This is a genomic window from Mesorhizobium sp. 43Arga (assembly GCF_053714255.1).
On record NZ_JBSKBO010000002.1, the window covers coordinates 1122244 to 1137073 of the forward strand.

Genomic DNA, 14830 nt, shown 5'->3' on the forward strand with positions numbered 1-14830 from the left:
CTGACCTTGTAATGGTATAACGCTACTGATGTGGGGTTTGTGTTAAAAATATGGCCGGACGCGCCGCTTCACGGCTCACCAACACACAACCCAGTGAAGGCCTACGCAACATGAATGCGAGGGGCAGCATCGTGTCGGTGCTTGCGCGCCCCGAATTGACCGCCGTCGTTGGGACGATCATCGTCTTTGTCTTCTTCGCTGTTTTCACGGGCGAGGCAGGGTTCCTCACACTGCCCATGACGCGCAATTACCTGGAAGTCGGGGCAGAGATCGGCATTTTGGCCGCGCCAGCAACACTATTGATGGTTGCGGGCGAGTTCGACCTTTCTGTTGGATCGATGGTGGCGGCAAGTGAAGCGATCATGGGCTATCTGACGGTTCACAGCGGTTGGCCGCTTTCGGCGGCCGTCCCCGTCGCCCTAGTCGCGGCGACAGTCGTTGGAACGGTTAACGGCTTGCTCGTCGTGAAGACCAAATTGCCGTCCTTCATCATAACACTCGCAATGCTGTTTATCCTGCGTGGCTTTGCGCAGGGAGGCCTGCGCATGTTGGTCGGGACTAGCACGGTGGATGGCGTCCGGGATGCCACGGTTGGCGATCCTTTGGCTATTTTGTTCGCGTCCTCGATAGGCCCCTTCTCGATTTCCCTCGTCTGGTGGATCCTTATTGCGATGCTAGCGGCCTGGGTTCTAGAGCAGACCGCCTTCGGCAATTGGATCTACGCGACGGGCGGAAACTACGGGGCAGCTGTGCGGTTGGGGATTCCGGTTAAAAAGGTCAAAATCCTGCTTTGTGTAGCAGTTGCGGTTTCGGCGACATTGGTGGCCGCGTGGACATGCTTGCCATTAACCAGAGCGATGCCAACGCAGCGGTGGGACGCGAATTCGAGGTAGTGGCGGCGGCGGTTATCGGTGGTGCTCTCCTGACTGGCGGCTATGGGTCGCCGATCGGATCCCTCTTCGGTGCGCTTCTCTTCGGCATGGTCGACCAAGGCTTTTTCTTCACTCCGCTGCCCGACGTGTGGTTCATGACGTTTCTTGGTTTCATGCTGCTGCTAGCGGTGCTCATCAATAACTACACGCGATTGAAGGCGATGAAACCGGATGGGGCGGCTCATAAACAATGAACCCTACCTTGAGGCCATCTGCGTCTCAAAATTCTATCAGAATGTTTCGGCGTTGGAGGACGTGACTCTTTCCGTCCGGCCTGGCGAAGTCGTCTGTCTGCTCGGTGACAACGGAGCCGGCAAGTCCACACTGATCCAAATTTTGAGTGGCGTGGAGAAGCCCGACAAGGGCAGTGTGCGTGTATCCGGTATCGATGTCCGTCTGGATTCGCCCACTGACGCGCTCGACAGGGGCATCGCAACAGTCTTCCAGGACCTCGCAATGGTGCCCATGATGCCCGTGTATCGCAATTTCTTTCTCGGCCGAGAGCCGAAGATCGGCTGGGGGCCGTTCCGGCGATTCGATTCTCGCAGAGCGATCGCAACAACTGAGGACGCTTTGCGCGATCTCGGCATCAGCTCCGCCGCGGTGCGTAGGCCGATCAACTCACTCTCAGGTGGTCAACGTCAATGTGTCGCGATCGCGCGAGCCGTCCATTTCGGCGCTCGCATCCTCATTCTCGATGAACCGACTTCGGCCCTAGGTGTGAGGCAGGCCGAAATCGTGCTCGGCTATGTACAAAGGGCGAAAGAGGCAGGAACCGGCGTGATCCTGATCACGCACAACGTCCAGCATGCCTATTCGATCGGAGATACGTTCGTAATATTGTTTCTGGGCCGGCTACTCGGAACATTCAATAGGTCGAATCTAACAGAAACCCAACTGATGAAGCTGATGGCGGGCAAGTTTGATGAGGCGAGCAGAGCTACCGAATGAGGCAAATTGAATGACCGCCCAAACCTCGTCGCAACTGTTAGGCAAACTGTCGAAACCCTCGAGTGCGTTAGGGGTCGCCGCCGCCATCGGTCCGTTGGTGATGACGTTATCTCGCGTCACTTCACGCCGGTTGGCTCTCCGGCAGCATTACCGCAGTTCGCTTGCCGACTACTATTCCTGCTGGAATTGACAGGGCCAATCCTCAGGTCTGGTCAAGCCAGAAGGCAACTCGGTCCGGGCGTCTCCGCAAGCCATGTTGAGCTGCCATTGGGACAGACCCGCCGATTTGGAAAGATCGAGGCCCTCGACACGGGTCAGAAAGAGAAAAGCGCCGTCAAAGTCTATCGCCTCAGTGAACGTCGCTCCTCGGAAGTCCGCCCGCGCGAGATTGGCAAACGAAAAGCGGCTGCCACTGATATTGGCGTCATGGAACTGCGCTCGGCCCAATTCCGCCTTTGTGAAATCAACATTGGTCAGATTGGCGTCCTGGAAATTCGAGCGCTGCAGTTCCGCGTTCGTAAACACAGCGCCCTGCGCGTCCATATGGCTGAAGTCGGTCCTGTAGGCCTCGATTTTGTCGAACCGGGCGCCTTTGGCGGTCGAGTCGGCTAGGGAAGCACGCACAAGCGTTGCCTTCTCAAAATTTGCCGCAAGGAGATTGCTGTTCCTGAGGTCGGTCGAAGTGAAATCAACACCGATCATGTTCGCCCCGCTCAGGTCCTGTCCTTTTAGGATGAGAAGCTTTTTGTCACAGTCCTGCCAATTGACGCCAGGCGTCGCGGCTGCGTCGCAATTTTGAGCGGCAGTGGCGTTCTGCCAGGCAAATACATTGCAAACCGCTAGAACCAAGCCGGATGTGACGTAGGCTCTGGTTCGTCTCAAGGTCATTGTTTCTGGATCTCTCCTACTCGCCGACAATCAACCTTACCACATCTGCCGACACTCGAGCCACGGTGACGACCGCCGTCACATTTGACGGATTTCTGCACAATTGCGGCTCGGCATTGCAGCCGATACTTTATTAGGCATCGTTTATCTACTTCTCCAAAGCGGTGGCGCGGACTAAGCTCACGAAGTCAACCCGCTGCCTTCTCCCCCAGTCAGCTGGTTTCTTCACTACCGTGTAAAGCCCACACGGTGATTTCCGGAGCGGTTTGCGCGAGGATGGGCGAGTGGCTGGATTGGCTCTTGAATCGACTTTGGCGAACTGCTTCATAACCCGTTGATTGGTAACGGTTATTTTAGTCGCTGAGGGTAATCATTTTCGGCAGGAAATCGCGGCTGGTTCGCCAACCCATTTCCTTCGTATGATCTCGTATGATGCTGATATTGCCGGACCCGCCGAGCCCAAAGAAAGAAAGGCCCGGCGATGGTCGGCCGGGCAGTCGGGGAGGAAGATTAAGAGGTGGCACGACGTTTGAGTCAATTTGGCGAGCGCTGTTTGGGTAATGCCAAAGGTGAGCCACAAAGCCATGTTCGGTTCGTCCTGCTGTTAGAGCGACGGCGAATACCTAGCCATCAATTCGTTGGGCATTCTGCCTTCGCCGAGTCCCGTCTCCTCTAAGAACGAGGACCTCGGCGACGTCAGAAAGGCGACTATGCGACTTTTGCAGCGACTAACGTTTCCACCGGATATTCCGGCTTGTAGACGTGGCTCCGAATGAACGAAACCATGTCGGTAGGCTCCTTCACGCGCGCCAGTCCGGAATCGAACACCAACTTGGCCACGCGCGCCGCCGTTTGGATCTCGGCCTCCAGAATATCCGACTGCGGCGGGTACAGGCGGCCTTGCTTCAGCAAATCGGACGGCACCTGATCCGCGACCGCGCTTGCCGCCTCGATGAACATCTCGTCGGTGACGCGCGACGCCTGTGTCGCAAAGATAGCCATGCCGACCGCCGGGAAGATGTAGAAGTTATTGGCCTGGCCGGGCAGGAACATCTGACCATTGTAATGGACCGGCGGAAACTGGACGCCAGCTGCATAGATCGCCTTGCCCTTTGACCAGGTATAGGCCTGCTCAGGCGTGCACTCGGCCTTCTCCGTCGGATTTGAAAGAGCAAGCACGACCGGGCGTTCGTTGATCCGGGACATTGTCTCGATGACCTGCTGCGTGAAAGCGCCACCGACAGTACTGACGCCAATTATCGTCGACGGCTTGATGCTCTCGATCGCAGCCACAAAATCGCGCGTCGGCGCATGCTTGTGGGCATAGGGCTTCTGGAAGTCGACCAAGTCCGTGCGAGTCGACTCCAGCAGGCCGTTGATGTCGAACATGTGCACGCGCGACTGCGCCTGTTCCAGCGTCATGCCCTGCTGAACGAGCGCGGAACACAGCAGGTTGGCAAGACCAACGCCTGCCGATCCGGCACCAAGGAAGAGGTACTTCTCGTCCTTCAACTCGGTGCCCTTGAGTTTGGCTGCGTTGATCATACCGGCAAGCGTGATACCGGCCGTGCCCTGCACATCGTCATTGTAGACGCAGTAGTTGTCGCGATACCGCTGAAGCAGATGGACGGCGTCGACACCGGTCCAGTCCTCAAAATGGATGCAGCACCTCGGGAACACTTCCTGGACCGCCTCGACGAACTCGTCGACGAAGGAAAAGAGCTCCTCGGTCGACGGGCGCGACTTGCGCATGCCCAAGTACAAGGGGTCGTGCAGATATTGCTCGTTGTTGGTGCCGGCGTCGAGATACATCGGCATGAGGTATTGCGGCGGAACACCCGCGCAGGCCGTATATAGCTGCAGCTTGCCGATCGGGATACCAGCGCCGTTTGCGCCGAGATCTCCAAGGCCAAGGATGCGACCGCCATCGGTAACGCAGATGAACCGGACGTCCTTCTGCGGCCAGTTCCGCAAAATCTCCTTGACCTTGCCGCGGCGACTTATCGAAAGATACATACCGCGCGTTTGCCGATAGATGTGGCCGAACTTGAGGCACACTTCGCCGATGGTCGGGTCGTAGACGATCGGCAGGAACCGAGCCGGATCGGACATGACAGTCCGATAGAATAATCTCTCGTTATGGTCGAGCAGATTGACCAGATAGATGTAGCGTTCCAGGTCGGTCGTCTTGTGACCGAGTTGCATCATGACACGCTTCAGTTGCACGTCCTCGGTCTCGGTGACGTCCGGAACCAATCCAACGATTCCGAATGCCTGCTTTTCAGCGTCGGTGAAGGCTGTCGATTTGTTGAGCGAGGGATCCCAAATCAGGTCGATTCCGCGTTTGCTGGCAGTCATTTCATTCTCCTGTTTGTTTGAACTGGCTCTAGATGCTCAGGCTGCGTCTGCTCGTGTGGATGGCCCTGCGACGTAAGGCTCCACCATCTTCTTTGGATCGACGATGCGATCGAATTCGGCTTCGGTGACGAAGCCCAGTTTCAATGCCGCGACCTTCAACGTGAGATCATTGTCCATGGCGTAGTGAGCGATCTTAGACGCCTTGTCGTAGCCAATGACGGGCGCCAGCGCGGTCACGAGCATGAGCGAGCGCTCCACGTATTCGTTGATCTTCTTGAGATTGGGTTTGGTTCCCTCGACCAGGAACTTCCGGAAATTCACGCAGCCGTCGGTCAGGATTGTGATCGAGTTGGTGACGTTGAAAATCATCAGCGGTTTGTAGACGTTCATTTCCAGATATCCGCCGGCGCCGCCGAATCCGACTCCCACGTCATTGGCCATGACCTGAACGGCGATCATCGCCAGTGCTTCGCACTGCGTTGGATTGACTTTGCCCGGCATGATGGAAGAACCCGGTTCGTTCTCTGGAATGCTCAACTCGGCAAATCCGGCGCGCGGGCCGCACGACATCAGACGAACGTCATTGGCGATCTTGTAAAGCGACACGGCCAAGGTGCGCAGCGTTCCGGAGAGTTGGACGAGCGCATCATGTGCGCCCTGCACCGTGAACTTGTTGGGTGCGGTAACGAAAGGCAGGCCGGTTAGCTTTGCGATCTCGGCCGCCGCTGCTTCGGCAAAGCCCGGCGCCGAATTGATGCCCGTTCCAACAGCAGTGCCGCCCAAGGCCAGGCGGTATACGCCACGCAGCGCCGATTCGATCCGGTCGAGATCGTCCGATAACATTCCCGCATAACCGGACCATTCCTGGCCCAGGGTGAGCGGGGTAGCGTCCTGCATGTGGGTGCGCCCGATCTTGACGATGTCTTTCCACTCTTGCGCCTTCACAGCAATAGCGTCGCGCAGCGCTGCGACGGCGGGGATCAGGCGCGCCTTCACGTTGACGGCGGCCGCGATATACATCGCCGACGGAAACGAGTCGTTCGAAGACTGCGCCATGTTGACGTGATCGTTCGGATGGACCGGCTTGTGGCTGCCGAGCGACGTGCCTGCGAGCTGGCAGCACCGATTGGAGATCACTTCGTTGACGTTCATGTTGAACTGAGTGCCGCTCCCCGTCATCCAGACGTGTAAGGGGAACATGTCACGGTGCTGACCGTTCAGGATTTCGTCGCAGGTCTGCACGATCAATTCGTAGCACTGATCATCGAGCCGTTTGCTGTCATGATTGGCTATGGCCGCTGCCTTCTTCAGCGTCGCATAGGCGGTGATCATCTCCCGGGGGATCAGGTCCGTTCCTATGCTGAAGTGTTCGAGGGACCGCTGCGTTTGAGCGCCCCACAGCTTGTCTGCAGGCACCTCGACGACGCCGAGGCTATCGGTTTCATTTCTCGTATTGGCCATGTGACTTCTCCGGGCGTTGGCGAGGCCCGGCACAGGCGATGCCGGTATGGTTGCCTCTGATACGGCAACCTTTGTAGGCGCGGCTCGCAGAAAGAGCCCGTTATGCGTTGTATGATATTGTAAGGAGTTGAAGTTCAGGCCGTACTGAAAAAGCCAAGCTTGAGCAGTTGGCAGAACTGGCGCTCGCGCCGGTCATCTCGACGGCACCCGCATGCCGCGAAAGCCGTGGTAAGGGCGCTTTGTGATAATCTCGAAGGGTTCGCGATTGCAGCCGTGGAATGCCGCTACGGCGCTGCGAATGCGGCGCGGATAGTCGTCGAATGTAGCCAGCAAATTGCGATGACCGCCCTTCGCGTTCCGGCGACGTTTCGTGATCGGCTCAGGGTTCTGTCTTCGCTTTAGGAGAGGTTCCAAGCTGGGCAAGCTTGCCGCTTGGAGGCTGCGTGTCGACCGTACCGGCCGATTTTGCGATCAACTGCCACAGATCCCTCGACCGCGGCCGGCGACGGGCTGTCGATGGTCGAGCGCGACGATGCGACGTCCGTCGCGCCGATGCTTTTCGTGCTGCTCAGGTAAACGGCATCGGATGCATCGGACACCGTCGAATATCGAATGGTGATAGGATAAATGTCGGTGCCAGGAACAGCGGAAGGCAGTCAGGTATTGCAGGTGGAAAGCAGCCGTTCCGCTGTTCCTGATCGACATGTCGCGTCGGGCTCTTGGCCTATGGATGAACGCGAACCTTTCAGCCCTTGATGAAAGCCAGCAAGTCGGGGTTGATGACGTCCGCATGCGTGGTCAGCATACCGTGTGGGTAACCCTTGTAGATCTTCAGAGTGCCGTTCTTGAGAAGTTTGACCGATAGCTTGGCCGAATCGTCGATTGGCACGACCTGGTCATCGTCGCCATGCATGACCAGCGTTGGCACGGTGATCTTTTTCAGATCCTCGGTCTGGTCGGTTTCCGAGAAAGCCTTAATGCCCTCGTAGTGCGCCTTCGCACTGCCCATCATGCCCTGATGCCACCAATGCTGGACCACCCCCGGATAGACTTTCGCGTCCGGCCGGTTGAAGCCATAGAACGGGCCAGAGGGAAAATCGACAAACAGTTGCGCCCGGTTATCTGCCAGCGCCTTGCGAATTCCGTCGAAGACTTCGATCGGCAGGCCGCCCGGATTGGATTCCGTCTTCAGCATAAGAGGCGGAACGGCGCTCACGAGGACAGCCTTGGCGACGCGACCCTGTGGCTGACCGAACTTGGCAACATAGCGCGCCACTTCACCGCCACCGGTGGAATGGCCGATGTGAACCGCATTCCTCAGGTCCAGAGACTCGACCACCGCCGAGGCATCGGCGGCATAGTGGTCCATATCGTGACCATCGGAGACCTGGGCGGAACGCCCATGGCCGCGGCGGTCGTGAGCGATAACGCGAAAACCGTGGTTGGCGAAGAACAGCATCTGGCCGTCCCAGTCGTCCGACGACAGCGGCCATCCGTGATGGAACATGATCGGCTGGGCACCTTTAGGACCCCAATCCTTGTAAAAGATTTCAACGCCGTCTTTGGTTGTGACGAAGCTATGGGTCATGGCATGAGTTCCTTTGCTCTGGTTAGGGCTGGATTTTTCGTCGCGAAGGCCGGCACGGCCAGCGCGAGCGAAACAGTCGCGCCCGCCACGAGGACTTGGCGGCGCGAGGTTCTTTCCAATTCCTGTTTGCCGGGTGATCAGGACGAAGCGATGGTTGACCTCAGTCTAGGCACTGATCCCTTTCAGGTGCCCGCCGGATTGGCTCGTCCGTCACCGCACCGCCTGCCTGTGTTGATCCACTTGGCGACGGACAAAAAGCAATAGCCACGCCGGACAGCACCGCCGGCAAGGTCCATGTCCAATCGCGCAGCACTGGAACAACGACAGCCGCCACCACGCACCCAAACAGAAAGCCCACAAGCAAGTTCAAGGATTTCTTGACGCGATTGGCGTCGGCCGGTGGGGAGGCGCGCCCTTTCGACAATAGATCCATCAGCGACAGCACAAAATTGGTCACATTGCCCGTCATCACGGCCGTCGAGCCCGCATGCGGCAAAGCCAGGCGAAGCAAAGCAAACTGACAGGCCATTGCCGAGACCGCGATTAGGACGGCAACGCCGGCCGCCACTCCGAACGGATCGTCGGACGGCTTGGTGGTGACGCAAAAGATCAAAAGCCCGGCGAGAAGAACACTCTGAACGACGAGCAGCAGCCGGGCCAGGCTCGTGCCATCGCGATGCGAAACCTTGGCTATCAACCAAGTGGCGGCTACGGCCAGCATGTAGACGGGAATGGCTAGCAACTGCGCCCGATTGAACGGACCACCGTGCACCGCCGCGCCGGCGGCCACAACAAGATTGCCGGTAACATGGGCGGTGAAGATATGTCCCAAGTTGTAGAATCCGGTCAGATCTACCATGCCGGCAATGACACTGAGCAACGGCGGCAGTCGGACTTCTGCGCGGGACTGCGCGTCGTTCACAATATCCGGTGCGACTTCGATCGTGGCTGGGTTTCTAGTCGGGCTTGACATGTTCGAAAGCTCCTATGACTGCAGTCCGGAGTTATCCGCCGCAGAGACCGTCTATGATCGTCCTGGAAGCGGAGAAACCTAGGCTCATTGTCCGCGTGCTGTTCTGCCCTTACCAATGGAGGCGCAGTCCTCTATCGCTACGATTTCTGCTGACCTGCAGCCTCGAGAATGAGGTTTGCGATCGTCTCAGGGTGCGAAATCAGCGAGACATGACTCGACTGGACCTCAATCGTCTTTGCCCCCATTCGCTTTGCCATGAAGCGCTCGAGATCGGGATTGATGGTTCGATCCTCGGTTGACACGGCGTACCAGCTCGGCTTCGACCGCCATGCAGCGTGGGCTGTCTTGCCGGAGAGCAGTTCTTTGTGGAAGGGCCATTGCACCGCGTAGAGCGCCCTCGCCTTGGCCTCAGGCAGATCTTGCGCGAAGTCTTTCAGGAAGGCCTCTTCACTTAGACGCCCTTCGTCGCCATCGAATATGATCCCGGCTGACGCTGGCGGAGTAGGAAATCGCTTGGCCAAGAGTGTATAGTCCTCGCCCGCATCCGGTGCTCGCGCGGCAACATAAACGAGCGCGGACACGTTTGGGTGCACGCCGGCTTCCGTGACGATCAACCCGGAAAATGAGTGGCCGGCCAGAACCGTCGGGCCATCCTGTCGTTCGAGCACACGCATCGCAGCTCCCACAGCTTCGGGGAGTGTCGTCAGGGGGTTTTGCACCGCGATCACGTTGAGCCCCGTGGCCTGCAATCGTGGGATGACTTCGGACCAGCACGAGCCATCGGCGAAAAGACCGTGGACCAGCACCACATTTCTCGCCTTGGGCGCGGCTTGGGCGACAGTTGCGCGCGGCAGAAGGGAGTTCGCTGCGGACGCAGCCGTCAAACCGACAAATGTACGCCTGTTCATGTGACCGTCTCCTTCGCAGTCGGAGTTTCTTCAATACGATTCAGACAACAGACCTCGTAACCCGCATGGCAGCCGGCGGCCTACCATCGCCCCGGGAGGATCAGTCCTGGCTCAGAAGCCTTTCGGCGGCACAAACAGACAGATCGTGTGGCCCGCATCGATACCCGCCTGGTGAGCGCACCAGTGGTACTCGCCATCAGGCGAGTTCCTCACTCGCCTGTCGCCATAGGCGACAACCTCGCCGGTACCATTGATGACGTAGCCCTGCGGCTTCTCGCTGATCGCCTTGGCCTCGACTTCCTTGCAATCCAGGTTCGAACAGCAGGCCCAGGGATATGTCCATCCGGTCGGCGCTTGATGCGCATCGGCCGAGCATGCCGCGACAGTGAAAGCCAGCCAAGCCATAGCTGAAGCATTTGCGTAGGAAACTATTCTTGGGTTGAACATCATACCCTCCCAGGCTATGGCCGGCCGCCTCCGCGGTCCCGATCGACGGAACGAGGCCATTGTTTTGCTAGCGGACTATTGGCGGAGGCGTCCAGGATTGGCAGCACACGCCTCGATTCCACCATCACAGCGCGTCGGGCGACGGCCGGTCCTGGGCCGCGCATGTAATGAAGTTCAGGTCGATAAGGGGCGGCGATGAAATCGCGAGCACCCGAAAACAAGCGTGTAAGAAGAGCGAGCAGTTTCATCGCGACAGTTCCTTTTGCCTCTATGTCAATCGGCGAAGCAGGCCAGCATTGCCGGCAGCCACAGGTCGACCGTGGTGCCTCTTCCAACCGTGCTTGTGATTGAGAATCCGCCGCCCGAACTTTCCATAAGCTGCCTGACCGTGGCCAGGCCGAGACCACATCCATTGGTTTTCGTAGAGAAATTCGGCCTACCGGCCATTCTCAGCGTCTCGTCACCCATTCCGGTGCCGCAATCGATGACAGAAACACGGATCATCGGCGACTTTCTGCCTGCATGGGCTGTAGGCGGAACCTCGAGTGTCGCCATGACGATGATGTCACCGCCCTCTGGCATTGCGTCGCCGGCGTTCAGAACCAAATTGAGGAGCGCGCGCTCCACGAATCGCCGATCTATGAAAGCGGGCGGGAGGTCTTTGGCCGTGGCAATTGTGAGTCTGACGTCTGGGGACAGGGCACTGACAAGAGCAGTCTCGAAAAGTTCAAGCAGGCCGCCAATGTCCACGGGTTCTCGGTTTGCCGGCTGCGGATTGGCGAAATTGAGAAGTTGGCGGGCAAGGAGTTTGGCGCGAAATGTGCAGTGTATGGCGGCGTCGATCTTCTTCCGTTGCCCGGGCGGGCCTGACCCGGGGCGTTGCAGCTGCTCGAGGATGGTGACGACCGGCGTCAGCAGGTTGTTGAAATCGTGAACGATGGAGGACAGGAGCTGCCGCGGGTCGGCCGTTACAACGGCACTTCCGCTTGAGTCGCGATCGCTATGTGACGACACTTGCGCTTGCGGCGCGGGCGAACCATTGAAAGCTGTCGTGCGATCCGATGCGAGCATGCCAACCTCCCGTCTTCGGAAGAGCCATTCGCGGCAACCTCTGTTTCCGCATCCTTTGTATGCCAGGCCCGGAGAAAGAGCCCGTTATGCGTCGTAAGATGTTGTAAGGAGTTACGACCGCCCTGAGACTCTGGCGTTGCTGAGCTGCATGGTTCTGCAAGAAGGCGCCGGCGATGCCCTCATGTAGGCTGATGCAACAATGGGTGGGAGATGCACGCTGGTCCCGGCACCGAAGGAGCCGCCCGGCTTCCTATCCGTTAGCTCCGGCCTAACGCCGCCAGCAGACTTTGAGCCGCCTGCAGATCCACGGTGTCTCGCCCTTCGGTGAATTGCTCAAAAATCGGCTGTAGCAGTTTTCGCCCCTCTTCCGGCTCGCCGCGATTGGCCAGGAGCCTCGCCAGGTCGACGGCAGCGCGCAGCTCCCAGCCACGAGCGCCTTGGCGCCGGCTCAATTCGAGAGATTGGATGAAGCAGGCCTCCGCTTGGTCAACGCGACCTTCTGATGAGGTGAGAATGGCACAGCCCTTTATCCTCAGCGCTTCCGGCATAAAGTACATCTCGCCGTTCTCGTCGATGCACCTGATTGTTTCGTCGATCAGCTTAAAAGCTTCATCAACTTGCCCGATAGCCATAAGACCCTGGGTGAGAATGAGGTTAAACTCGGTGCTGCGCATCTCGTAGTGCACTGCTTGAAGCTGCTTGAGGCAGTCGTGCAGGCTTTCAGTCCCCGCCTTTGCGTTGCCGCTGCAGATCGCGACCACAGCTTTGTAGGCATGCCCGGTATGGAGATAGGGAAACAGGGAATAGGACTCGGCGTGTGGGATCAACCAATCCGCGTGTTGTTCGGCGGTTCGTAGATCGCCGACGAGTACGAATATGCCAGGCACCCAGCTCAAGGTGATGGCAATCGTGGCGGGGTTCCCGCCCAGCTTGGCCTCGTTAACAGTCTGACGTGCCAGCTCAACCGCCTGTGCCGGGAGCCCCTGCACCCATAGAATCCGTGCCAGGCTGAGGCGAACCAGTATGCGGTCGGCGAGTCCAAGGTCGAGCGGATACTTCCCCTGCGTGATCGAATTATGCGGTTGGAGCGCAAACTCAAGTTCTGAGCGGGCGCCGCTATGGTCACCCATATAATGAAGGAGCATGCCATGAAATGTACTCAGGGCCGATTGGGCAAGGGCGGTGGCGGCCGGCTGCTCGATGGTCCCAGCAAGCACGAGGGCACGCTTTGCGAAATCGAGAGCGATTTTGAATTTTCCCTTACGACCGGAGAACACCGACAGCGCCCTCAGCATCGCAATTTGACCAAAGACACTGCCGCGTTTCTCGGCAATCGCCAAGCTTCTGTTCAAGGCAGCACGCGCCGCCTCATTTGAACCATGAATGTGCAGCGATGCGACGCCCAGTCCGGCCTGCAGTTCCATCTCCTCTACTCCGCCGCGGGCTTTATCATCGAGCGATGCGATTGCCCGCAGTGACCACTGGTGACATTCAGGCAACAGTGACATCCTCAGGAGGACAGGTGCCGCAGCCGCTGCAAGCGAGATTCCGAGCTCAACGTCACCATCCACACCAAAACACCATTCCAGCGCGGCACGAGTATTGTTGAGGGCAGCAAAATGCGGGGACCGCTCGCCGCCGGTCGACAATGCCGGCCATTGAGCACCGTACTCCTCAAGCCACCGTCGGTAGTAGGTCGCGTGGCGCGCCGCCAGCCCAGTCGCTTCGGCATTATCGATCGCAATGTTGAGAACGAAGGCACGAGTGGTGTCGAGAAGACGATAGCGCATCATGGCGCCGATAGGGCGGGTCGCGACCATCGATTTGCCAACCAGGCTGTCTATTGCACTGAGGACTTGCGATTGATCGATCGCGGCATCGGTAATGACCGCCAGCGCGGCATCAAGGGTAAAGTTGCCGACGAACACGCCAAGCCGGCGCAGCACGATGCGTTCCAACTCGGAGAGAAGTTGATAGCTCCAATCGAGCGTCGCTTGCAGGGTCCTTTGGCGTGGCGTCGCGCTGCGGCGTCCGAGTAATCCTAGGGAGAGATGTTGGTCGAGGAGGTTCTCGGTGTGATGCAATCCGTAGGCCTCAACACGCCTGGCAGCCAACTCGATTGCCAGCGCCACACCATCGAGTTTGCGGCAGATGCGGACTACCGCTGCGACCTCAGCGTCGCCAAGATCGAAGCGAGCGCCACTGGCCGCCGCGCGTTCAATGAACAAACGCGGCGCGGAGAAATTCACCGCAGTTGCGCTTAGAACCTCGGTATCCTCAGGCGGGCAGGCAAGCGTATCCAGTCGGTAGACATGCTCGCCCCGCACCTGGAGAACTTCGCGAGTTGTCGTCAGGATATGAACCTGCGGCGCGTTCCCGTAAATCTGCGATGCCAATGCCGCAATGGCATCAATGAGATGCTCGCAAGTGTCGAGAATGAGGAGGATCCGCCTGCCGCGCAGAAAGGCGATCAAGCCAGACGTCGCGTCTGCCGACTGAACAGATAGCCCCAACATCGAGGCGATCGCTGTAGCTACCAGACCGGGATCGCCCAGCGTGCTAAGATCAACGAGGAGAACCGCGCCGTTGAACGCCTCGAATAGATGATGGCCGACGGCCACTGCCACTGTGGTCTTGCCGACGCCACCGCTGCCGACGATGCTGACAAGCCGCCTAGCGAGCAACTGATCGGATATGCGCAGAATGTCCTCGTCGCGTCCGACCATGTGCGGCAAGCGTCCGGGCAGGTTGGCGTGTGAAAAATCTGTTGGAACGGGGGGCGTTGCCTCAACCTCATCCCCCCAGCGCCTAACCGGGGCTACGAAACAATAGCCTCGCCCGGCCAATGTGGTGATGTACCTGGCTCCGTCTTTGCCCTCGCCGAGCGCCTTGCGCAGATTGGCCATGTGAAAGCGCAGGCTGTGCTCTTCGACTGTGACGTCCGGCCAGACGCGCGACAACAGCTCTTGCTTGGTGAGGACTTCGTTGGGTCTGGAGATCAGTGCAATCAGGATGTCTAGCGCTCGCGCGCCCAGTTCAACTGGAACACCTTCTCGGGTTAGCAAACGTTGGCTCGGGGCCAGGCGAAAGGCCCCAAATGAAATTACATCCCTGCTTGGCGCTACCGCCGGAACCATGGAGCCTCTCGCGCCCCCGTAGCCCTGATTTTAGGGCAACGGGCCCCTCAAGTCACTTGGCCACAACTCGGCGCGTTCGTAGCTCCCGGCACGGTCCGAACCGCCGGCTCTCCTTC

The 14830-nt window shown here is 58.6% G+C and carries 9 protein-coding genes and 2 pseudogenes; 2 read left to right on the forward strand and 9 right to left on the reverse strand.

Annotated features, from left to right (window positions below):
- The first annotated feature begins 302 nt into the window (after positions 1-302).
- Together ACWGS8_RS12040 and ACWGS8_RS12045 are read left to right on the forward strand one after the other, a co-directional pair.
- Positions 303-1126, forward strand: a pseudogene (locus ACWGS8_RS12040) (ABC transporter permease).
- Entirely contained in the window at positions 1104-1883 is a 780-nt protein-coding gene (locus ACWGS8_RS12045) for an ATP-binding cassette domain-containing protein (RefSeq protein ID WP_454581128.1), read from the forward strand. The pseudogene ACWGS8_RS12040 and the gene ACWGS8_RS12045 overlap by 23 nt, the downstream one beginning before the upstream one ends.
- A 171-nt stretch (positions 1884-2054) precedes the next feature.
- Here ACWGS8_RS12045 and ACWGS8_RS12050 read toward each other — a convergent pair whose 3' ends face one another.
- The 9 genes and pseudogenes from ACWGS8_RS12050 to ACWGS8_RS12090 form a co-directional block, all read right to left on the reverse strand.
- Positions 2055-2771 carry a pentapeptide repeat-containing protein gene (locus tag ACWGS8_RS12050; protein ID WP_454581129.1) on the reverse strand — a complete coding sequence of 239 codons (717 nt, stop codon included), beginning with the start codon at positions 2769-2771 and terminating at the stop codon, positions 2055-2057.
- Between the two features lie 708 nt (positions 2772-3479).
- A pseudogene (locus ACWGS8_RS12055) lies at positions 3480-5138 on the reverse strand (NAD-dependent malic enzyme); the annotation flags it as partial.
- A gap of 27 nt (positions 5139-5165) precedes the next feature.
- Complete coding sequence (gene fumC, locus ACWGS8_RS12060) at positions 5166-6590, reverse strand: class II fumarate hydratase (RefSeq protein ID WP_454581130.1); 1425 nt, start codon at positions 6588-6590, stop codon at positions 5166-5168.
- 745 nt (positions 6591-7335) lie between these two features.
- Entirely contained in the window at positions 7336-8178 is an 843-nt protein-coding gene (locus tag ACWGS8_RS12065) for an alpha/beta fold hydrolase (RefSeq protein WP_454581131.1), read from the reverse strand.
- Positions 8179-8338: 160 nt separating this feature from the next.
- Complete coding sequence (locus ACWGS8_RS12070) at positions 8339-9151, reverse strand: YoaK family protein (protein WP_454581132.1); 813 nt, start codon at positions 9149-9151, stop codon at positions 8339-8341.
- Positions 9152-9288: 137 nt separating this feature from the next.
- Positions 9289-10059, reverse strand: coding sequence for an alpha/beta fold hydrolase (locus ACWGS8_RS12075; protein ID WP_454581133.1), 771 nt, complete (start codon positions 10057-10059; stop codon positions 9289-9291).
- Positions 10060-10170: 111 nt separating this feature from the next.
- Positions 10171-10464: a hypothetical protein gene (locus tag ACWGS8_RS12080; protein ID WP_454581134.1), complete on the reverse strand. Its 294-nt coding sequence runs from the start codon at positions 10462-10464 to the stop codon at positions 10171-10173.
- A gap of 315 nt (positions 10465-10779) precedes the next feature.
- Positions 10780-11577: an ATP-binding protein gene (locus ACWGS8_RS12085; RefSeq protein ID WP_454581135.1), complete on the reverse strand. Its 798-nt coding sequence runs from the start codon at positions 11575-11577 to the stop codon at positions 10780-10782.
- A gap of 257 nt (positions 11578-11834) precedes the next feature.
- Positions 11835-14714: an ATP-binding protein gene (locus tag ACWGS8_RS12090; protein WP_454581136.1), complete on the reverse strand. Its 2880-nt coding sequence runs from the start codon at positions 14712-14714 to the stop codon at positions 11835-11837.
- Between the last annotated feature and the right edge of the window lie 116 nt (positions 14715-14830).

Excerpts from the sequence above, each read along its gene's own strand:
- ACWGS8_RS12045 (WP_454581128.1), top strand. The coding sequence starts at position 1,104 with ATGGGGCGGCTCATAAACAATGAACCCTACCTTGAGGCCATCTGCGTC.
- ACWGS8_RS12050 (WP_454581129.1), bottom strand. The coding sequence starts at position 2,771 with ATGACCTTGAGACGAACCAGAGCCTACGTCACATCCGGCTTGGTTCTA.
- fumC (WP_454581130.1), bottom strand. The coding sequence starts at position 6,590 with ATGGCCAATACGAGAAATGAAACCGATAGCCTCGGCGTCGTCGAGGTG.
- ACWGS8_RS12065 (WP_454581131.1), bottom strand. The coding sequence starts at position 8,178 with ATGACCCATAGCTTCGTCACAACCAAAGACGGCGTTGAAATCTTTTAC.
- ACWGS8_RS12070 (WP_454581132.1), bottom strand. The coding sequence starts at position 9,151 with ATGTCAAGCCCGACTAGAAACCCAGCCACGATCGAAGTCGCACCGGAT.
- ACWGS8_RS12075 (WP_454581133.1), bottom strand. The coding sequence starts at position 10,059 with ATGAACAGGCGTACATTTGTCGGTTTGACGGCTGCGTCCGCAGCGAAC.
- ACWGS8_RS12080 (WP_454581134.1), bottom strand. The coding sequence starts at position 10,464 with ATGGCTTGGCTGGCTTTCACTGTCGCGGCATGCTCGGCCGATGCGCAT.
- ACWGS8_RS12085 (WP_454581135.1), bottom strand. The coding sequence starts at position 11,577 with ATGCTCGCATCGGATCGCACGACAGCTTTCAATGGTTCGCCCGCGCCG.
- ACWGS8_RS12090 (WP_454581136.1), bottom strand. The coding sequence starts at position 14,714 with ATGGTTCCGGCGGTAGCGCCAAGCAGGGATGTAATTTCATTTGGGGCC.